At 44.6% G+C, this 16,617-nt stretch carries 12 protein-coding genes, 2 pseudogenes and 2 other annotated features; of the genes and pseudogenes, 11 read left to right on the top strand and 3 right to left on the bottom strand.

Features of this window, described 5'->3' with window-relative positions; all coding sequences use genetic code 11:
* Positions 1-346: 346 nt before the first annotated feature.
* From G9U52_RS37900 to G9U52_RS37915, 4 genes and pseudogenes are all read left to right on the top strand, one after another.
* The gene (locus G9U52_RS37900) at positions 347-958 is read left to right on the top strand and encodes a TetR/AcrR family transcriptional regulator (RefSeq protein WP_166158372.1); all 612 of its coding nucleotides are present in this window, start codon (positions 347-349) and stop codon (positions 956-958) included.
* Between the two features lie 9 nt (positions 959-967).
* On the top strand, positions 968-1,420 hold the full coding sequence (locus G9U52_RS37905) for a DUF2269 family protein (RefSeq protein WP_311764992.1): 453 nt from the start codon (positions 968-970) through the stop codon (positions 1,418-1,420).
* A 22-nt stretch (positions 1,421-1,442) separates the two neighbouring features.
* Positions 1,443-1,877, top strand: coding sequence for a DoxX family protein (locus tag G9U52_RS37910; RefSeq protein WP_166158375.1), 435 nt, complete (start codon positions 1,443-1,445; stop codon positions 1,875-1,877).
* 26 nt (positions 1,878-1,903) lie between these two features.
* A pseudogene (locus G9U52_RS37915) lies at positions 1,904-2,185 on the top strand (L-dopachrome tautomerase-related protein); the annotation flags it as partial.
* Positions 2,186-3,958: 1,773 nt separating this feature from the next.
* Here G9U52_RS37915 and G9U52_RS37920 read toward each other — a convergent pair.
* Entirely contained in the window at positions 3,959-4,819 is an 861-nt protein-coding gene (locus tag G9U52_RS37920) for an FG-GAP repeat domain-containing protein (protein ID WP_243767799.1), read from the bottom strand.
* A gap of 282 nt (positions 4,820-5,101) precedes the next feature.
* Positions 5,102-5,803, bottom strand: a pseudogene (locus G9U52_RS37925) (IS110 family RNA-guided transposase); the annotation flags it as partial.
* Between the two features lie 417 nt (positions 5,804-6,220).
* Between G9U52_RS37925 and G9U52_RS37930 the strand changes: the two are divergent.
* From G9U52_RS37930 to ilvN, 5 genes are all read left to right on the top strand, one after another.
* Positions 6,221-7,042 carry a GNAT family N-acetyltransferase gene (locus G9U52_RS37930; RefSeq protein ID WP_243767800.1) on the top strand — a complete coding sequence of 274 codons (822 nt, stop codon included), beginning with the start codon at positions 6,221-6,223 and terminating at the stop codon, positions 7,040-7,042.
* An 817-nt stretch (positions 7,043-7,859) separates the two neighbouring features.
* Entirely contained in the window at positions 7,860-9,653 is a 1,794-nt protein-coding gene (gene ltrA / locus G9U52_RS37935; RefSeq protein WP_311764993.1) for a group II intron reverse transcriptase/maturase, read from the top strand.
* A gap of 252 nt (positions 9,654-9,905) precedes the next feature.
* The gene (locus tag G9U52_RS37940; RefSeq protein WP_166158381.1) at positions 9,906-10,109 is read left to right on the top strand and encodes a hypothetical protein; all 204 of its coding nucleotides are present in this window, start codon (positions 9,906-9,908) and stop codon (positions 10,107-10,109) included.
* Between the two features lie 341 nt (positions 10,110-10,450).
* Positions 10,451-10,719, top strand: a binding site (T-box leader).
* Positions 10,720-10,774: 55 nt separating this feature from the next.
* Positions 10,775-11,044: a binding site (T-box leader), on the top strand.
* 392 nt (positions 11,045-11,436) lie between these two features.
* On the top strand, positions 11,437-13,167 hold the full coding sequence (gene ilvB, locus G9U52_RS37945) for a biosynthetic-type acetolactate synthase large subunit (protein ID WP_166158383.1): 1,731 nt from the start codon (positions 11,437-11,439) through the stop codon (positions 13,165-13,167).
* A complete protein-coding gene (gene ilvN / locus G9U52_RS37950; protein WP_166158386.1) occupies positions 13,164-13,655 on the top strand; it encodes an acetolactate synthase small subunit in 492 nt (163 codons plus the stop codon). Before ilvB ends, ilvN begins: the two co-directional genes overlap by 4 nt.
* Positions 13,656-14,284: 629 nt before the next feature.
* Here ilvN and G9U52_RS41195 read toward each other — a convergent pair.
* Positions 14,285-14,419: a hypothetical protein gene (locus tag G9U52_RS41195; protein ID WP_279538844.1), complete on the bottom strand. Its 135-nt coding sequence runs from the start codon at positions 14,417-14,419 to the stop codon at positions 14,285-14,287.
* A 13-nt stretch (positions 14,420-14,432) separates the two neighbouring features.
* Between G9U52_RS41195 and G9U52_RS37955 the strand changes: the two genes are divergently transcribed.
* Positions 14,433-15,446, top strand: a complete 1,014-nt coding sequence (locus G9U52_RS37955) for an MFS transporter (protein ID WP_166158389.1) — start codon at positions 14,433-14,435, stop codon at positions 15,444-15,446.
* Positions 15,447-15,991: 545 nt separating this feature from the next.
* Positions 15,992-16,617, top strand: a 626-nt coding sequence (locus tag G9U52_RS37960) for a transposase (protein WP_166158392.1), incomplete at its 3' end; no start/stop codon positions are given.

The raw sequence follows: 16,617 nt of genomic DNA on the forward strand, positions 1-16,617 counted from the left end.
GGAAACGAAGGAGTGGCTGCAAACTCAGCAATTAACTTAAAACCATGGCTGGATAGGCCTTTATTTTTTTGACGGAGTGGCTGGTTTTTAAATGACTACGTGGCTGGATTTTCAGTTGACAAATACACCAACTATTAAGGGCACCCCAATAAGGTGCCCTTAAATTTCGCCGTTAGAATGATACGCTGAACCGTATCATAAGTAAGGGCAAGTTTGGATGCAGAGAAATATTTGTAAATAAAATAAAAAGATTCACCTATATACAAACCGATGGTCGGTATGTATAATTGGAAATAAGTAAAACGAATTGGAAATGAATCTGATTGCGCCCATCGGAGGGACGACCATGAAACAAGAGGAACGCAGGCAGCAAACCATACGGATTCTGCTTGATGCGACCAAAGAGTTGATAAGGGCAAAAGGATGTCATTCGATCACAATGAAGGACATTATGGATCAATCGGGCTTGTCGAAAGGGGCGATTTTCCATTATGTGAAGAGCAAAGACGAAATCTTTGTCTGGGTTCTGCAGGATCGGCTCGAAGAGACGAACGAACGCTTTATGAACGAAGTGGAGAAGGGCCGTCGATCATTCGAGGAGCCGATGTGGAAGATCTCGGAGAGTATTGCGGCATACGAAAAGGCGGATGTCACGAACAAAGTGTTGATGTATCTGCTCGGAAAGGAGGAGCCGTTTATTGCAAAAGCGCTCAAGCAGTATTATGAGCGGTCCGTGTTTTTATCTAGACAATGGATTGAGATCGGCCAAAACAGCGGGGTGATTCCGGAATCGGTCGATAAGGACAAAACAGCCGAAATGTTCGTTCTGATGACGTTCGCTTTACGTATCCGCTCCTCCATTCCCTATGCACCGACCGGTTTTACGGCGCATGATTTCTCGTCATTCATCAGTGATATCTTGTATCCCAGCAAGAAGGAGAAGAAAGGAGAGATCTGAGTTGAACTTGTGGCTAACGCTGCATTTGGTTGGAGTCGTGCTGTCCGTTGGAAATATCATAACGGCGGCATTTTGGAAAATCGGGCGGATATGACGAAAAATCCGGCTGTCATTCATTGTGCGGTCCAAAACGTTATGCTCGCCGATTATCTATATACGATACCGGGTCTCATCCTTATTATCGTCTCGGGCAGTATCATGGCCGTCAAAGCGGAAACTCCGATGTCGGGAATCAATTGGCATACGTTATCGCTGATTTTGTTAGCCGTTACCGGGATCATTTGGGCTGCTATTCTGATCTCGCTGCAACACAGAATGATCCTATACAGCAGTCAAGGCATCGAAAACGGAAAGATCTCCAGCTTGTACCGTGACGCTTCACGTAATTGGGCCGTCTTCGGAACTATTGCTACTCTACTGCCGCTGGTCATTATATATCTTATGGTTATGAAAGGTTTCTAAAGTATTAAAAGGAGTGAGCCGTATGGTACCGTTCTATGCACTTGTTGCTTCTTTTCTGTTGTTCAAGGGTCTAGGCTTGATCGGACTGTCTTATTTCGGGGGCTGGCAATCTCCGCTTCAGGGAGCTGTGGCCGTGATGCTGTTGCTTACGGCTTCCGCACACTGGGGGACCCGACGACCGGACTTGATCCTCATGGTTCCTCCGGCATTTCCCAGACCGGATCTGATTGTGACGGCCACCGGCTTGCTGGAGCTTGCCGGTGCGGTCGGCATCCTGTTTCCGGTCACCTCGAAGTTGGCTTCTATCGGCTTGGCGGTGCTGCTGATCGCAATGTTCCCCGCCAATGTGCGGTCGGCCCGGGAAACAATAACGATCGGGGGGAGACCCGTACCGAAGCCGCTTCCCCGAACGGTGCTGCAACTCGTTTTCCTCGCGGCGGTCCTATTGGCGGGGTAAACTAGTCCTATCCTAGTCCCGTGGATGCTTCGGATTATATAACCGATGCAAAAGGAAACGTTTACGCTGGAGACTATGAAAACGATAGTATTCGAAAGATATTGCCGAATGGAATAATGGAAACCATCGCACATGATCCGAGAATTTTATGGCCGGATACTTTTTCTATTGGTCCGGATCAACACTTATATGTTATTGTGAACCAATTAAATCGGCAGGCAAGATTTCATTATGGAAAAGACCTGCGACAAAAACCTTATAGTTTACTTCGTATAAAAATTGATGAATTCCCTGCTCCTACCTTTTGATAAATATTTCACTTTACAAAGTACTTAAAATATTGCGAGGAGTGCTTGAAATATCACTTCCATAGTATTTTTCATCAACTAATGATTATCAGACATTGCCCTTACCACGAAGATGTAAAATTAAGGGACACTTGTGTAAGCTGCAATAAAGTAATTCTTTATTCATTTAAGTATCGTTACCACTATCAATGCTCGTGTGGCTACCGGATTACAGCTGATAACAATCGCAGCTGGTCAAATTGGGACAAAGGATTTGAAATTAAAAATGACATAATTATTTGGAGATATTTGAGCGATGGTAAATAATATTCTACAACCAATGCAAAATGTAAGAGAATCGGACAATGTTTGTGTCGTTTATGGGATAATGTTTGTGTCGTCGTCTGTCGGGAGACAAGAACCTTATCTCATTAAGAGTCGCGTAAATCGCGGCTTCTTTGTTTTATGGGATAAAGTTGTTGTCACGTGGCACTGACAAGAACTTTATCCCATTCCCGTTTTGTGACAAGAACTTTATCTCATTCCCGATGGGAAATAATTGCATCTTTTTAGTCACATATTAAGCCATATCAAATTCCACCGCAGCATCGATAATCTTGGATTGTCAGGTCGAAATGTAAGAGACGATTGGAGTTCATACCTCTTACAGCTAACTGGAAAATTCGGTACCGGTAGGCGAGGCAATCAGATTTTCTGCAGCGAAGGCAACTATTCTGGGCTCAAGACTTGACGAAGTGATATTTGAAGATGACTGGAACCCATACCAGTCAAACGGGCACAAGAGTGCAGCGATGGAACTGATCCATGCTTTTTTAGGCTCACTAAACAAACGGACAGGTTTGTATGGAGGTATTTATGTAAAAAAGTTCCTTGAATCATTACAAAAAAAACCATCAAGACCGCGTTCCTGATGGGTTAAAATTATGATATGTTTTTATCACCAAATTCCTGCCTTCAAAATAATTACTAGGAGGACGAAATGCACCAGACGAATGCTGCTGTTTTGCCTGCACCATTTCCTGCGCAGGAATAATCAACGCCTCCAACAGGATAGCTCAATATGGTGGGATAAAAACAGGGGGAGGAAGTGTGTTTGAGCGGATGAGCTTGGTGGTGGCAAAAATGTCATTTGATCTTACTCCTTTACAGCTTTCATGCCAACAAAACGATGACAAGCAATTCGAAGAGCACTAAAGTAAGAATCGCCGCCTCACTAGGACCAAAGAAGGCACGTTGTCCTGATGGGTGTGAAACCCTTATATAAACGTGTCTTCTATCGACATGTACAATTACACCTTCGTAGGTATTACCGTCCAAGGTCTGAACACGAACTCGCCGATTTACATGTGTGCTGGAAATTTGATATACATGATCCCGAATTGACCTTAAAGTAGTAGCTACGTTAGGGTCCGCTTGATACAGAACTCGTTCTTGAGTTGCTGGATATTGATAACTCATTCTCATGACCTCCGCAAATCCGTATAATCACTTCTTTTCAGACTATGCATGTGCCTAGTCTGAAGTTCGTGCTTATAACACGGATTAAAGATAATAATAGTCTATCTCGTATCTTTACTCGTTCTGGCTTTCTTAGCGACAAATACATATCTGCCGCGATCCCAACTATCGCACCTCGAAATGGCGGGGTTAGCCCACAAAGCATAGTAACTGATGAAGAGTGGCAAGAGATGAGGGAAAATTGTAAAGCCTGGATGGAACGGATTGTGACTTTTTAACTAGGGGGTCTTAGTCACACTTAGTTATGGGAGTTACTTAATACAGCGCAATTAACTTTGTGCCGAGTATTGATACCGACAATCTCGATGAAATTAATGTAAAACCATTCCATGTAAAATTGTTTTCTACATATCCTAATGTATCGGCATTTGATGTGCCAATGATACGCTGTAAAGCCAACAAATCATAGTTCAAATTTTTCGGATTTGTAACGATTGGATACAAAGCCCCTAAAGCAAGAACCTCGCCTTTGATTGGCTTTTTCAATTTTCCATTGTCATCGTAATATTGGGATAAATATTCCGTGCCTTTGTTGTTAATGTCTATTGTGAAAAGTACGTCAAGTTGTGGACTGCTCACACTCACCTTATAAAAATCTTCATAATTTACATTGAATTTATACTCTTTATTATATTGATCAAAATTGAACATTTCACGTACAATGTTATTCTTAAATGAGTAGATATAAAAAATACCATATCCTCCACTACCGCCTGTATCAATACTAACTAGTATGTCACTAATATGATCCTTGTCAAAATCTCCGAGGAACAGCCTGGCGTTGTATCCAGCATTGAATTCAAGATTAACCGTGGTATGCTGTTTAGAAAGTCCATCTTCGATAACTAGTGTAATATTGTCAGCAAAGTTTCCAGATGGTCCCTCGGGTTTATTGCCGTATAAATATACGATATCTACAATTCCATCTCCGTTTACATCGCCTTGCTTCATGTCTAATATAAATATGTTTCTGGAAAAACCAATTGTTTGATTCATTAGAAATCCCAAATTTGGGTTTTGATACGGATATTGCATAAAATTGCTCTCCTCTTCATGTGACCCTGATACTTCACCATTCTCAACCCGGGTAAAACCAGAAATTTCCCCCCATTCCATAGCCAGACATAGTGTAATGAAATAAGCAGTCATTTATATAAGAATTAGCAGGTTGTACTGGCACGAAAGAAGGAGGTGGGGACTGTGGCATAAGTGCCATTTGATTTTACTCCTTATTGATTGTGCTATTGTATTATTAATTCCATGCACTCGGTCTTTCCTGTGTATAATACGTGGGTGAATAACTAAATGACTGTGCAGATGCCTAATATAGTAAGGTTTCATCACTTTACGGATAGTCATGCTCTACAATTTTTACTACTCAAGTCGATACCGCGATCCATTCAACCTCTCAATTTGTTCGGTGAGGAAGTCAATGTGAGCTAAAATAGTTTTAAACATCATAATTTGATGAGGATTAACGTAACCTCGAAGAGCGAGCTGGAGTTCATCTTTTTTCTTTTTCATAGTTCGCCGAGCGAAGCTTGCTAATTTCTCAGGATCTTCTTCACCATCTGCGATGGCGTGAAGCATGTCTTTAGACGAGATCCCCATAATATCTGAAACCACAGAGCCAAGTTTGATGTTTGCTCCCTCTAGCACTTTTTGAATCCGATTATGTTGTCGGGCACGTTCTTCAATAATGCTTCGCCGGTAACGAACGAGTTCACGTAATTCGCGTTGAATTCGGTTTGGAATGAAACTAGCTTTCAGAAGCCCATGGCGAAGAAGCTGGGCGATCCATTCCGCATCTTTGACATCCGTTTTACGTCTTGGGAGAGCTTTCATATGTTGGGCATTCACGACAAGAAACTCCATATCCTCGGCTTCTAATAGGTTAACAATTGGCTTCCAAAATACACCTGTACTCTCCATCGCTACGTGGGTGCAACCCTGTTTTTTAATCCAGTCAATTAACTGGAGTAGAAATACGGTTTTAGTAGAGAACGTTTGAATCTCCTTTCCTTTTGGTGTTATTACACAGGCAGTAATGGAATCCTTATGAACATCCATACCACATGCGCGCTCAATGAGTATATCCATTGAAAGAATCCTTTCTACGGCTTCAAATCGGGGGCTGGTGCAACAACCAAAATAGGATTAATCTACCATGAGTGCTACCCGAAAGGAAGCGACATTCTATGATGCACCGTGGTCGGTGGAGTCAGACTAACGGATGGGCTCTAACGCACCATAGTTGATCGACCTTCCTCACCCAGCCGTAGTAGAAGTATGGACGGATTTTATCCATTTTCATCCTCTGTGGTGCAGCGCTGGTCTTGCGCTGCATGAACGGCTAACGGGCAGTTTAACGCAAAACAGGAGGTTGTTGTAACTTAGCAGCCGTTCTGTAAGGGTAGTTGAAATCGTTTAGAATTGTGTTGAGGACAGACAGACGTAATATAGTAAGAGGGAAACAAAATTTCCTAAAACAAAGGGAGGCAGGAGAACGTGTCGAACATGGACAAGGAGAACCAGGCTCTGGAGAAAGCGAAAATGGTGTATGAAACAGGCGAGATCATAAGAACCGATATCCTGGCGGGCCTGGATGCCGAGCGACGGTCGCTGGGCGTGCCGTCTGCCAGCGGTGACGTGGTCGTGGATCGCTCCACGGACGGATCGGAGTGCCGGATCGTGTTCGCCAGCCTACCGCCGGAGGAAACCGATAACCTGATCCGCCGGGAGCTGGATGCCGCCGTCTCCGGCGGCTATAGCCTGGAGTGGAAGTACTACGGTCACGATACGCCAATCGACCTGCCCGAGCGGCTCGTCGCCGCCGGGTTCGAGGCCGAGGATGAGGAGGAAGTGTTGGTCCTGCCATTGGACGAGGCATCGCTGGCTGCCTTCGGTGACGGCGGCGAACACGAGATCAGGATCGTCCGAGAAGAGCGCGACCTGGTGGACTACGCCGAGGTGTCCCGCGAGATTGGCAGGCACAACGTGGAGGAGGAGCGGCGCGCGCTGGCCCTTAAGTTGAAGGAGAATCCGGACGAGATGAGCATCCACATTGCCTACGTTGACGGCGAGCCCGTCGCCTGTGGGCGGGTCTACTTCCGGCCCGGAGGGCCCTACGCCGAACTAGCCGGGGGTCGCACCAAGACCACACACCGGAGACGGGGACTGTTCACCGCGCTGGTCGCCTCGCGGTTGCAGGAAGCCCGTGATCGCGGCCGGACGCACGCCTTCGTCGACGCGCTGCCGACCTCCGCACCGATCCTGCGCAAGCAGGGCTTCCAGTTCGTGACTCGGACGCAGCCGTTCGTGTTGGAGCAACCGCGGTGAGCGCCGACGCTGATTGGGCAGAAAAGAGCAAGATGAAGATAACAAATACATCTTTTTTAGATGGATATAAGATGTGAATGGAGTACCTTTTGAGCTAACGGGTAAGTACGACAAGTTCTGCTATAAGCACCACATAGTGCGAAAAGCAGGAGATTACACGAGTAATCTCAACTTTACAACCGAGGATGGGAATGACGGAACCAAGTATCCTGAAACCATCCCGCCAATACTCCTGCGCGCGTCATGTTTAACAGAACATGAGGTGTGAAGTACAGGTAGATTCGACAGAACGAAGGCTAGAGCCATTTTGAGAAAAAAAAAAAAGGTATGTCAACGGATATGTCGCGCGGCTGAGAAACTGGATATGGTGAGAATGCTCGCACAGAAGCGAACTGACGAACTTCCGAATGTACAGGTCTAAAGTTAGAGCATATGGAAACATATGTACCATCATACGATGGGGTGAGTGGCGTAAAGTAAAACTTTTTCCTATGAAATACGCTATGCCGAACTATGGCGGCATCGATCTCACAGGCTTAGAGGGAGCACCTAAGTCCAGAAAAGATAGCTAGGCTGTAAGGGACTTGGAAAGCAAGGGACGCTGCAAGAAGGGCTGTTACCCGAAACGGTTGCTATAAGGCACTGGCCGAAATGCATTTATCCTTGTGAGGGTAGGGGCACGACTGACGAAGCCTCTGTAATTGAGGTGGAGGAATAGCCCCAAGTCTAACTGAAAAGAAAGATCATTTTCCATACGTGATTTGCACCGATCAGGTAGGAATGTGGGGACGTCGCTTCGTCAAGGAGGGATGCCACAGTGCAAGCTTTACGAAATTGGGAGTATTACGGCATGACGGAAGCCTTTACGGATTTGCACGAAAGGTCAGCAAGCAAAGAAACCTTCTCACATCTGTATGAGATCGTCACATCCAGAGAAAATATATGGCTGGCTTACCGTACGATGAAGTCCAATAAAGGATCAAAGACACCAGGAACAGATGGACTAACCATCAAAGACATTGAACAACTATCCGAATACGAACTAGTGAGTGAAATCCAAAACAAACTGCAAAACTATCGCCCCAAGAATGTCAGACGGAAGCTTATCGAGAAAGATAACGGTAAAATGAGATCGCTTGGCATCCCATGCATCCTCGACCGCATCATTCAACAGTGCTTCAAGCAAGTCCTTGAGCCCATAGCTGAAGCCCAGTTTTACAACCATAGCTATGGCTTCAGACCCCTTCGATCAACACACCATGCCATGGCAAGAGTCCAATTTCTCATTAATCAGGCGTCGATGCATTATGTAGTAGACATCGACATTTTGGGTTTCTTCGACAACGTCAACCATACCTTGCTCGTGAAGCAACTTTGGAACATGGGTATCCAAGATAGAAGGGTTCTAGCATGCATCTCTAAAATGCTAAAAGCTGAAATCGAGGGGGAAGGAATACCTTCAAAAGGTGTACCACAAGGCGGTTTACTGTCAACACTGCTCTCGAATATTGTACTAAATGACCTAGATCACTGGGTTGCAGGTCAATGGGAACTCTTTCCGCTGAGAAAACCTTTCAAATCAAGAACTGGCGAAAGGGCTGCGAAAATACGGTCAAGTTTGAAAGAGGGCTACCTGGTGCGTTACGCCGACGACTTCAAAATCATTTGTAGAGATTGGAGATCGGCCCAGAGGTGGTATCATGCGGTAATCCTGTATCTCAAAGATCGCCTGAAACTCGATGTCTCTCCGGAGAAATCGCAAATCGTTAATCTGCGAAAACGAGAGTCGGAATTCCTTGGGTTTACAATCCGAGCGAACAGGAAGGGTCAAAAGCGAGTAGCCCATACGGGAATTAAAGCGAACAAAAGGCAGAAAATTAAAGCCGAGGTTAAGAAACACATCCTCAGAATGAGGACTTCTCCAACGGCTCTAAACGCTGCACGCTTCAACAGTTTTGTATTAGGAATTCACAATTACTTCAATCGGGCAACACATGTTAGTGTTGCGTTCTCACGTCTTGCCTACGATCTGCGAGCTTTCATGTACAATCGTCTCAAACAAATCGGGAAATACGAACATCCTGCAAACCCACCGCCAACGTACAGTAAATTTTACAGCTTGGGTTACAGGACATTTAAAGTAGCTGATGTTTATTTGTATCCTCTAGCCAATGTGAAAACAAAGAATACGATGGGCTTTAGTCAAGGTCTTTCGCTCTTTACCAAAGAAGGCAGAGAACAAATATACAAAAAGCTTCGACCAGACTTACGTCAGGAAATTTACTTGCTAACGAAAGCGAGCATCCCGAACAAAAGTGTTGAATACATGGATAATCGAATTAGTCGGTACAGTATGAAGATGGGGAGATGCGAAATCACAGGCATGTATCTTTTCACATCCGATGTACATTGCCACCACTATATCCCGTTGCACAAAGGTGGAACCGACAAATTTAGTAATTTGCGCATCCTCCATAAAGAGGTCGGGCAACTTATCCTCCAAACACAAAAAGAGACGATTGACGTACTCAAGAATAAACTGGGTTTAACGGAATTGATGATGAACCAGATCAACAAGTACCGTGAAAAATATGCATTAGATCCAGTTTAACATATCCCAAATCAATGAGTAACGAGGAAATTATGATCAAGTACTTTAGTTAGATGGACCGCGGAGTGCTGGGAAACTGGCACGCTCCGTGCGGAGCAGGGGAAAAGCTGGAGATGACTTCAAATGCTTACCTATTGCAAACCGATAGTTGAATAGAGATTGCGAAAAATCATATTCCGTATATATTCAGAAAATGGTAGGATATGGGGAAGGTTGATTGGGACGAGACGAGCTGAGAAGGGATGAGTTGAGATGAGTGTTATAATTATGAGGGCAATTAATACCGATGCAGAGGAACTTCTTTCGGTACAAAAGGTAGCATATAAAACGTTACGACTTGATGAGGATTCACATTTACCAATACGCTTAGCAATAAACCCCGGAAATAATGAAGAGAAAAGAGCTGCTGAAAAATATTTGGCAGGCTTGAAAATCATATCAACCATTCGATATTGATCGGAAGCACCGTCAAAGGCAACTTTCGCACAATTATGTGTGCGAAAGTTGCCTTTTTGTATTTTGTATAATTGTAATTGGACAAGAACTTATATCCATTGTCGATTCGGGACAAGAACATGTATCTATAAGCGATACACAGTTAAGCGAACATAGTCTCAACCGCGCCAAGCGTGGCTTTTTATTTTAAGGGACCACTCGAAGAAGAAAATAAAAAGGTGCGATTACAACTAAATTTTCCTATGCAGAGGTCTATCAAAAGGTTTGAGAGACGGGCAGTATAATGCAATAAATCATTACATTTGAAAAATCGTAAGATTCGTGCTATCATAAAAACCATTATAAAAGCGATGAAGAGAAAAAAGTACGAAGGCTCTTATGTCCAGAGAGCAAAGGAAACGCTGAAACCTTTGCCATAATCCCTTGGTATGATGTCGTCTCGGAGCTTTTGATCGAAAGTTGACCAGCATGGGTTCGATGAGTAGGCTCAAACGGAATGGCACACGTTATCGTGCTGCAGGTAAGGGAACCCTTACCTCATGAGGCTGGGATCGTAAGATTCTTGGCAAATCTGGGTGGTACCACGAAATTTTCCCCTTTCGTCCCTAAGGCTCGGCAGTTGTTTGCTGTCGCCTTAGGATGAGAGGGGTTATTTATTTTTAAATATAAAAGCGATGAAGAGAAAAAAATACGAAGGCTCTTATGCCCAGAGAGCAAAGGAAACGCTGAAACCTTTGCCATAATCCCTTTGTATAATGTCGTCTCGGAGCTTTTGATCGAAAGTCGAATCCAGCATGGGTTCGATGAGTAGGCTCAAACGGAATGGCACACGTTATCGTGCTGTAGGTAAGGGAACCCTTACCTCATGAGGCTGGAATCATAAGATTTTGGCAAATCTGGGTGGTACCACGAAATTTTCCCCTTTCGTCCCTTAGGCTCGGCAGTTGTTTGCTGTCGCCTTAGGATGAGAGGGGTTATTTATTTTTTAAATATACAAGCGATGAAGAGAAAAAAATACGAGGGCTCTTGTGTCCAGAGAGCAGAGGAAACGCTGAAACCTTTGCCATAATCCCTTGGTATGAAGTCGTCTCGGAGCTTTTGATCGAAAGTCGAATCCAGCATGGGTTCGATGAGTAGGCTCAAACGGAATGGCACACGTTATCGTGCTGTAGGTAAGGGAACCCTTACCTCATGAGGCCGGAATCGTAAGATTCTTGGCAAATCTGGGTGGTACCACGAAATTTCCCCCTTTCGTCCCTTAGGCTCGGCAGTTGTTTGCTGTCGCCTTAGGATGAGAGGGGTTATTTATTTTTAAGGAGGGAATCAAATGGAAAAAGCATCTATGTCCATGTACCAATCTCATCAACATTCTCAGGATTTGATTACTGGATCGGAGGTCCTTTTGCGCGGCTTGCTATTGGAAGGTGTTGAATGTGTATTTGGGTACCCAGGAGGAAATGTCCTTTACATCTATGATGCAATGGTCGGTAATCCAGACTTTAAACACATTTTGACTCGACATGAGCAAGGGGCTATCCACGCGGCGGACGGCTATGCCCGATCGACAGGAAAAGTAGGGGTGTGTATCGCCACCTCCGGTCCAGGAGCGACAAACTTAGTAACTGGAATTGCGACTGCCTACATGGATTCTGTACCACTCGTAGTTATTACTGGTAATGTCCCTACAACAGTTATGGGTACTGATGCATTTCAGGAAGCGGACATCCTTAGTATAACAATGTCAATAACCAAACACAGTTACTTGGTACGAGACGTACACGACTTGCCCCACATTATCCATGAAGCGTTTCATATTGCAAACACTGGAAGGAAAGGTCCGGTATTGATCGACATCCCTAAAGACGTATCCAATCAAAAAATGCTTTTTCAGCCCTCCAACAAAATAAATGTACTTGGTTACAATGCGGCTCCGAGTCCTAATCAAACGGAGATAGATAAGTTAATTCAGGTTATATCAGAATCCGAAAAACCGGTCATTATAGCTGGAGGTGGGGTGGTTTATTCCAATGCATCAAATGAGCTACTGGAGTTCGTGAATAAAACAAAAATTCCGGTGACAACAACATTGCTCGGTTTGGGCGGTTTCCCAAGTGCTCACGACCTATGTCTAGGAATGCCAGGCCATCATGGTACGTATACGGCGAATATGGCAATTCAAAATGCCGATCTGATTATTTCAATTGGTTCACGGTTTGATGACCGGGTTACGATGAAATTAGATGGTTTTGCTCCTTATGCCAAACAAATTGCCCATATCGATATTGATCCAGCTGAAATTGGTAAAAACATCAAAACGGATATTGCTTGTGTCGGCGATATTAAGGCTGTACTAAAATATGCAAATACGAAAGCTAAGCCCTCCCAATCAAGTAGTTGGATCCATAAAATTCAGGAAAATAAATCCATGTATCCATTGCGTTACAAAGATTCCGAAACGGAGCTTAAACCCCAATTTGTTCTTGAACTACTCAATGAGACAACGCAAGGGGAGGCGATTATTACCACTGACGTGGGCCAGCACCAAATGTGGGTAGCCCAATTTTACAAATTTAAACATCCACGCTCACTTATAACTTCGGGAGGTCTTGGAACCATGGGATTCGGATTCCCATCTGCTATAGGTGCTCAGATAGGAAATCCAAACCGACTTGTGATTTCAGTAAACGGTGACGGGGGTATGCAGATGTGTGCACAAGAGATGGCTATTTGTGCCATTCATAATATTCCTGTCAAAATCGTCGTGATTAACAATCAAGTGTTAGGTATGGTCAAACAACAGCAGGAAATCATGTACGAAAAGCGTTATAGCCACATTGATCTTGCAGGTAGTCCCAATTTCGTGAAACTGGCTGAAGCTTACGGAATTAAGGGTTTAAGAGCAAGTAATAAAGCAGAGGCTTCACGTATTTGGCAAGAGGCTCTGAAGATACCTGGACCTGTACTTGTTGAGTTTGTAGTGCCGAAGGAAGAGAATGTATATCCTATGGTTCTCGCTGGAACAACATTAGATCAGATGATAATGGGGGATTTCGAATGATTAAAAAACATACAATTTCTGTGCTGGTTAATGATCAATCTGGGGTCCTGCAGCGAGTGTCTGGTTTGTTTGGCCGCCGTGGTTTTAATATCGATAGCATCACGGTTGGAAACAGTGAAGAGACTGGATTATCACGGATGATTATTGTTACTTCGGGTGATGAACGAACTATTGAACAGGTTGAAAAACAGCTTAAAAAACTAATCGATGTTATTCAGGTGTTCCGTTTAAGTTCTAATCCGATGGTGGCGAGAGAACTCGCCTTTATCAAAGTGAAGGCGGAGCCATCCAATCGTCCAGAAATCTTTGGAGTTGTCGACACCTTTCGTGCTTCTGTGATTGATATAGGACCGAATAACCTAATCATTCAAGTAGTTGGGGAACTTAGCAAAATCGAAGCTATGGTTGAACTTTTACAACCGTACGGAATCTTGGAATTATCTCGAACGGGTACGACTGCAATGATACGCGGTGATAAATATCAATAATCTCGAATCCATGCAACACGGCTTAGCCATCCCTCGGTTTGGTTATTTTGCACCTTAACATTAATTCAAATAACTATTTACGCAGCTAATTGATTGTAAAAATTGTTTCACCTGTCTGATGAAAATACATTCATGTTGCGCAAGACCCTGCTACAGTATGGCTGAGACGCTACCGCGACTTCCAGCTCACAACAATAAGGCAGGAGCGCTCAGGACGGCTTCCAGGCTGTAACAAAGTAGGGCAGGGGTGTTACCGCGGCTTCCAGGCTGTAACAAGTAAGGGCTAATCGCTACCGCGGCTTTCCTGCCCGCAACAGCAGGTGGCGCTACAGGTGCCTTTCAGCCTGCAGTAAGTATAGGGCAGGGCGCTTCTGCGGCTTTCAGCCTTCAACAGTAACTCATTTTAGCTTTGATGGGCGATTGAAAAATGACTCCGGGCACCGAAACAATCTTTGCAGCTCCAACAGTTGGCGGAACAACGACAGATAATTTTTGTTATGGTTTAGAATTCATCTGTGCATTAATGTAGTATGAAACTTTGTTCAAAAAAAATGAAATGATGAAAACTAGCTAGGAGGCATACAGCTTTGAGTACAACAAATCAAAATAGGACCCAGGAAGATTCCAACTTACACATCGCATCCATGCGGAGTAGGGCCAGACAGCAGCAGATGCTCTGGTCGCTCGGATTTGCCAGCTTTCTTGTTAACGCGGATAACAGGGCGATCACCCCAATGCTCCCGGCAATTGCAGACCTCTTTCATAAGAACGCTTCCGATGTCGATACCTTACGGTGTATTTCAACTGGTTTATGGCCCGATTGCGGACCGGTTTGGCAAAGTGAAAACGATTCTAATTTCCTTATGTTTATTTTCAATCGGTACGATTGCCTGTGGGCTGGTCGACAGCTTCGCATGGCTTTTACTTTTGCGCTTTATTACTGGCATGTTTGCCGCGGGTATTATTCCGACTACGCTGGCAATGATCGGGGATCAGTATGACATCTCGGAGAGGCCGCGGGTGATCGCTTTTTTTATGTCGATGTCGACCGCAGGACAAGCATTGGGGATTGTAATAGGCGGCCTGGTCGCTCAATTCGCCAGCTACCAGCCATTATTTTTGATTCTTGGACTTGTGGCATTTCCAGTCGTATGGTTGTTATGGCAGCAGCGTAAGCATGGAGGTATTCCATCAGAGAAGCCGCAGCCTCTCCGCCAACGCTATGTAACATTAATTAAAATGCGCAGAGCATGGTTGATTTATATGCTCGTTTTTTTTGAAGGCTTTTTGTTTTTTGGTGGTTTTACGTTTCTCGCCGTTTATGGGGTGTCCGTGCTTCATTTATCCTATTTATTTATTGGACTGCTTACTCTCACTTACAGCGCTGGCGCCTTTCTTGCCAGCCGGACGATAACAAAGGTTATACAGCACATCGGAGCTCCGCGTATGCCGATAGTAGGCTCATTGCTAATGGCGCTTGGTTTTGGCCTGGTATGGGGCTGGGAAAGCATCATCACATTGACAATCGGTTTTATCGTACTCGGCTTCGGCTTCAGCTATTGCCATTCAACGCTTCAGACTTATGCCATGGGCCTACTTCCGCAAGGACGGGCTACGGCTGTCTCGGTGTTTGCTTTTTCATTATTTCTCGGCAGCGGGCTTGGGCCTGTAGCGGCGGGCAGCATTTATGATCTCTATGGTGTCAGCGTTATGCTTGGTGCTTCAGCCGCGGGAATGTTGTTGTTTGGCTTACTTTGCCTCTCATTACTTCGGGTATCTGTGCGTACATAATCTCAGAATGAGAAAGATGAACCAAATGAACCGAAAAAAATGAGAAATGACGGGATTTTCGCTCACATGGATGCTGGCATAACAACGACAACGGAGCACATATTGTTTGAGGGCGGACGAATTCGAACGTATTAATTCCACAAAGTCTTTTAAAGTTAATGAAACACATTAAATGGACACGTAATGTGATAGCCTATTTTGCGGATGATCGGGACCAACTGGAGCGGAAGTGATCGGCAGCCTCGCTCGTTGGGCACTTATAATCGGATTTTAGACCATCTTAAAGGCAGGGCAGGGCTTTGCTGTCTGGAGGTTTTTTTTAAATACACTACACTCGAAGCTAAGTATAGAATATATCGAATCAACTGGATCTTAAAACGAGCAACATCTTATTTAAGCTTACATTTTTTTTATGAATGAATGAATTTCATAATTCCAAACCCTTGCCCAGCTTAAGTTTTTAAAGCAAGAAAAAAGGAGTGCCTCCCCAAATCTCGAAGTGTTTAGTACCACTACCACACACTTGAGAGAAGGTTGGACTCCCTATGTATAGTGTACACCAAGAAAGCTTGTTTACGTTAGAAAATTTATTGAATTTGTCCCCCCAAGATACCTACGGGTTCTTTTTCAAAACGTTGGATATCCGCCCTATTTTGAAGGTCGTATCCAAAAAGTTTGTTTTAGGGGCACCGACTCAGCTAAACTACACGGCCATGCTCCGGTCTTTGTTTATACGGGTGATCGAGCGGATTCCAACCATCAAAGATTTACGGAAACGGTTAAAGCAAAGCGTCGAATTCAATCTTAATTGTGGATTCACCGGATCCGACCGGATTCCAAGTGAGGCCACCTATAGCCGCTTGATCCAAAAGCTGCAAGGCTCTGCCGTATTTGAACAGACACAGGAGAACCTAGTTCGCCTCGCTTTCCAAGAGGGATTTCTGGATGCATCTACCGTAGCGATAGATGCAACGCATGTCGAGTCCCGAGACCGCCAGCCCGAGAAAAAGAAGGCGGATGCTGAAGAACTGCCGACGGAAATTTCGAAAAAGAAGCGTGGCCGCAAATCGAAAGCGGAACGGGAGAAATGGCTGCACGAACAGCTAGAGATCGAGGCTAACCGCCCGCTTTTCGAAAAGAAAGTGGAAGAACAGCTTCCATGCACCTTCAT

It is taken from the genome of Paenibacillus agricola, from assembly GCF_011440305.1.
Classification (GTDB): Bacteria; Bacillota; Bacilli; order Paenibacillales; family NBRC-103111; genus Paenibacillus_S; species Paenibacillus_S agricola.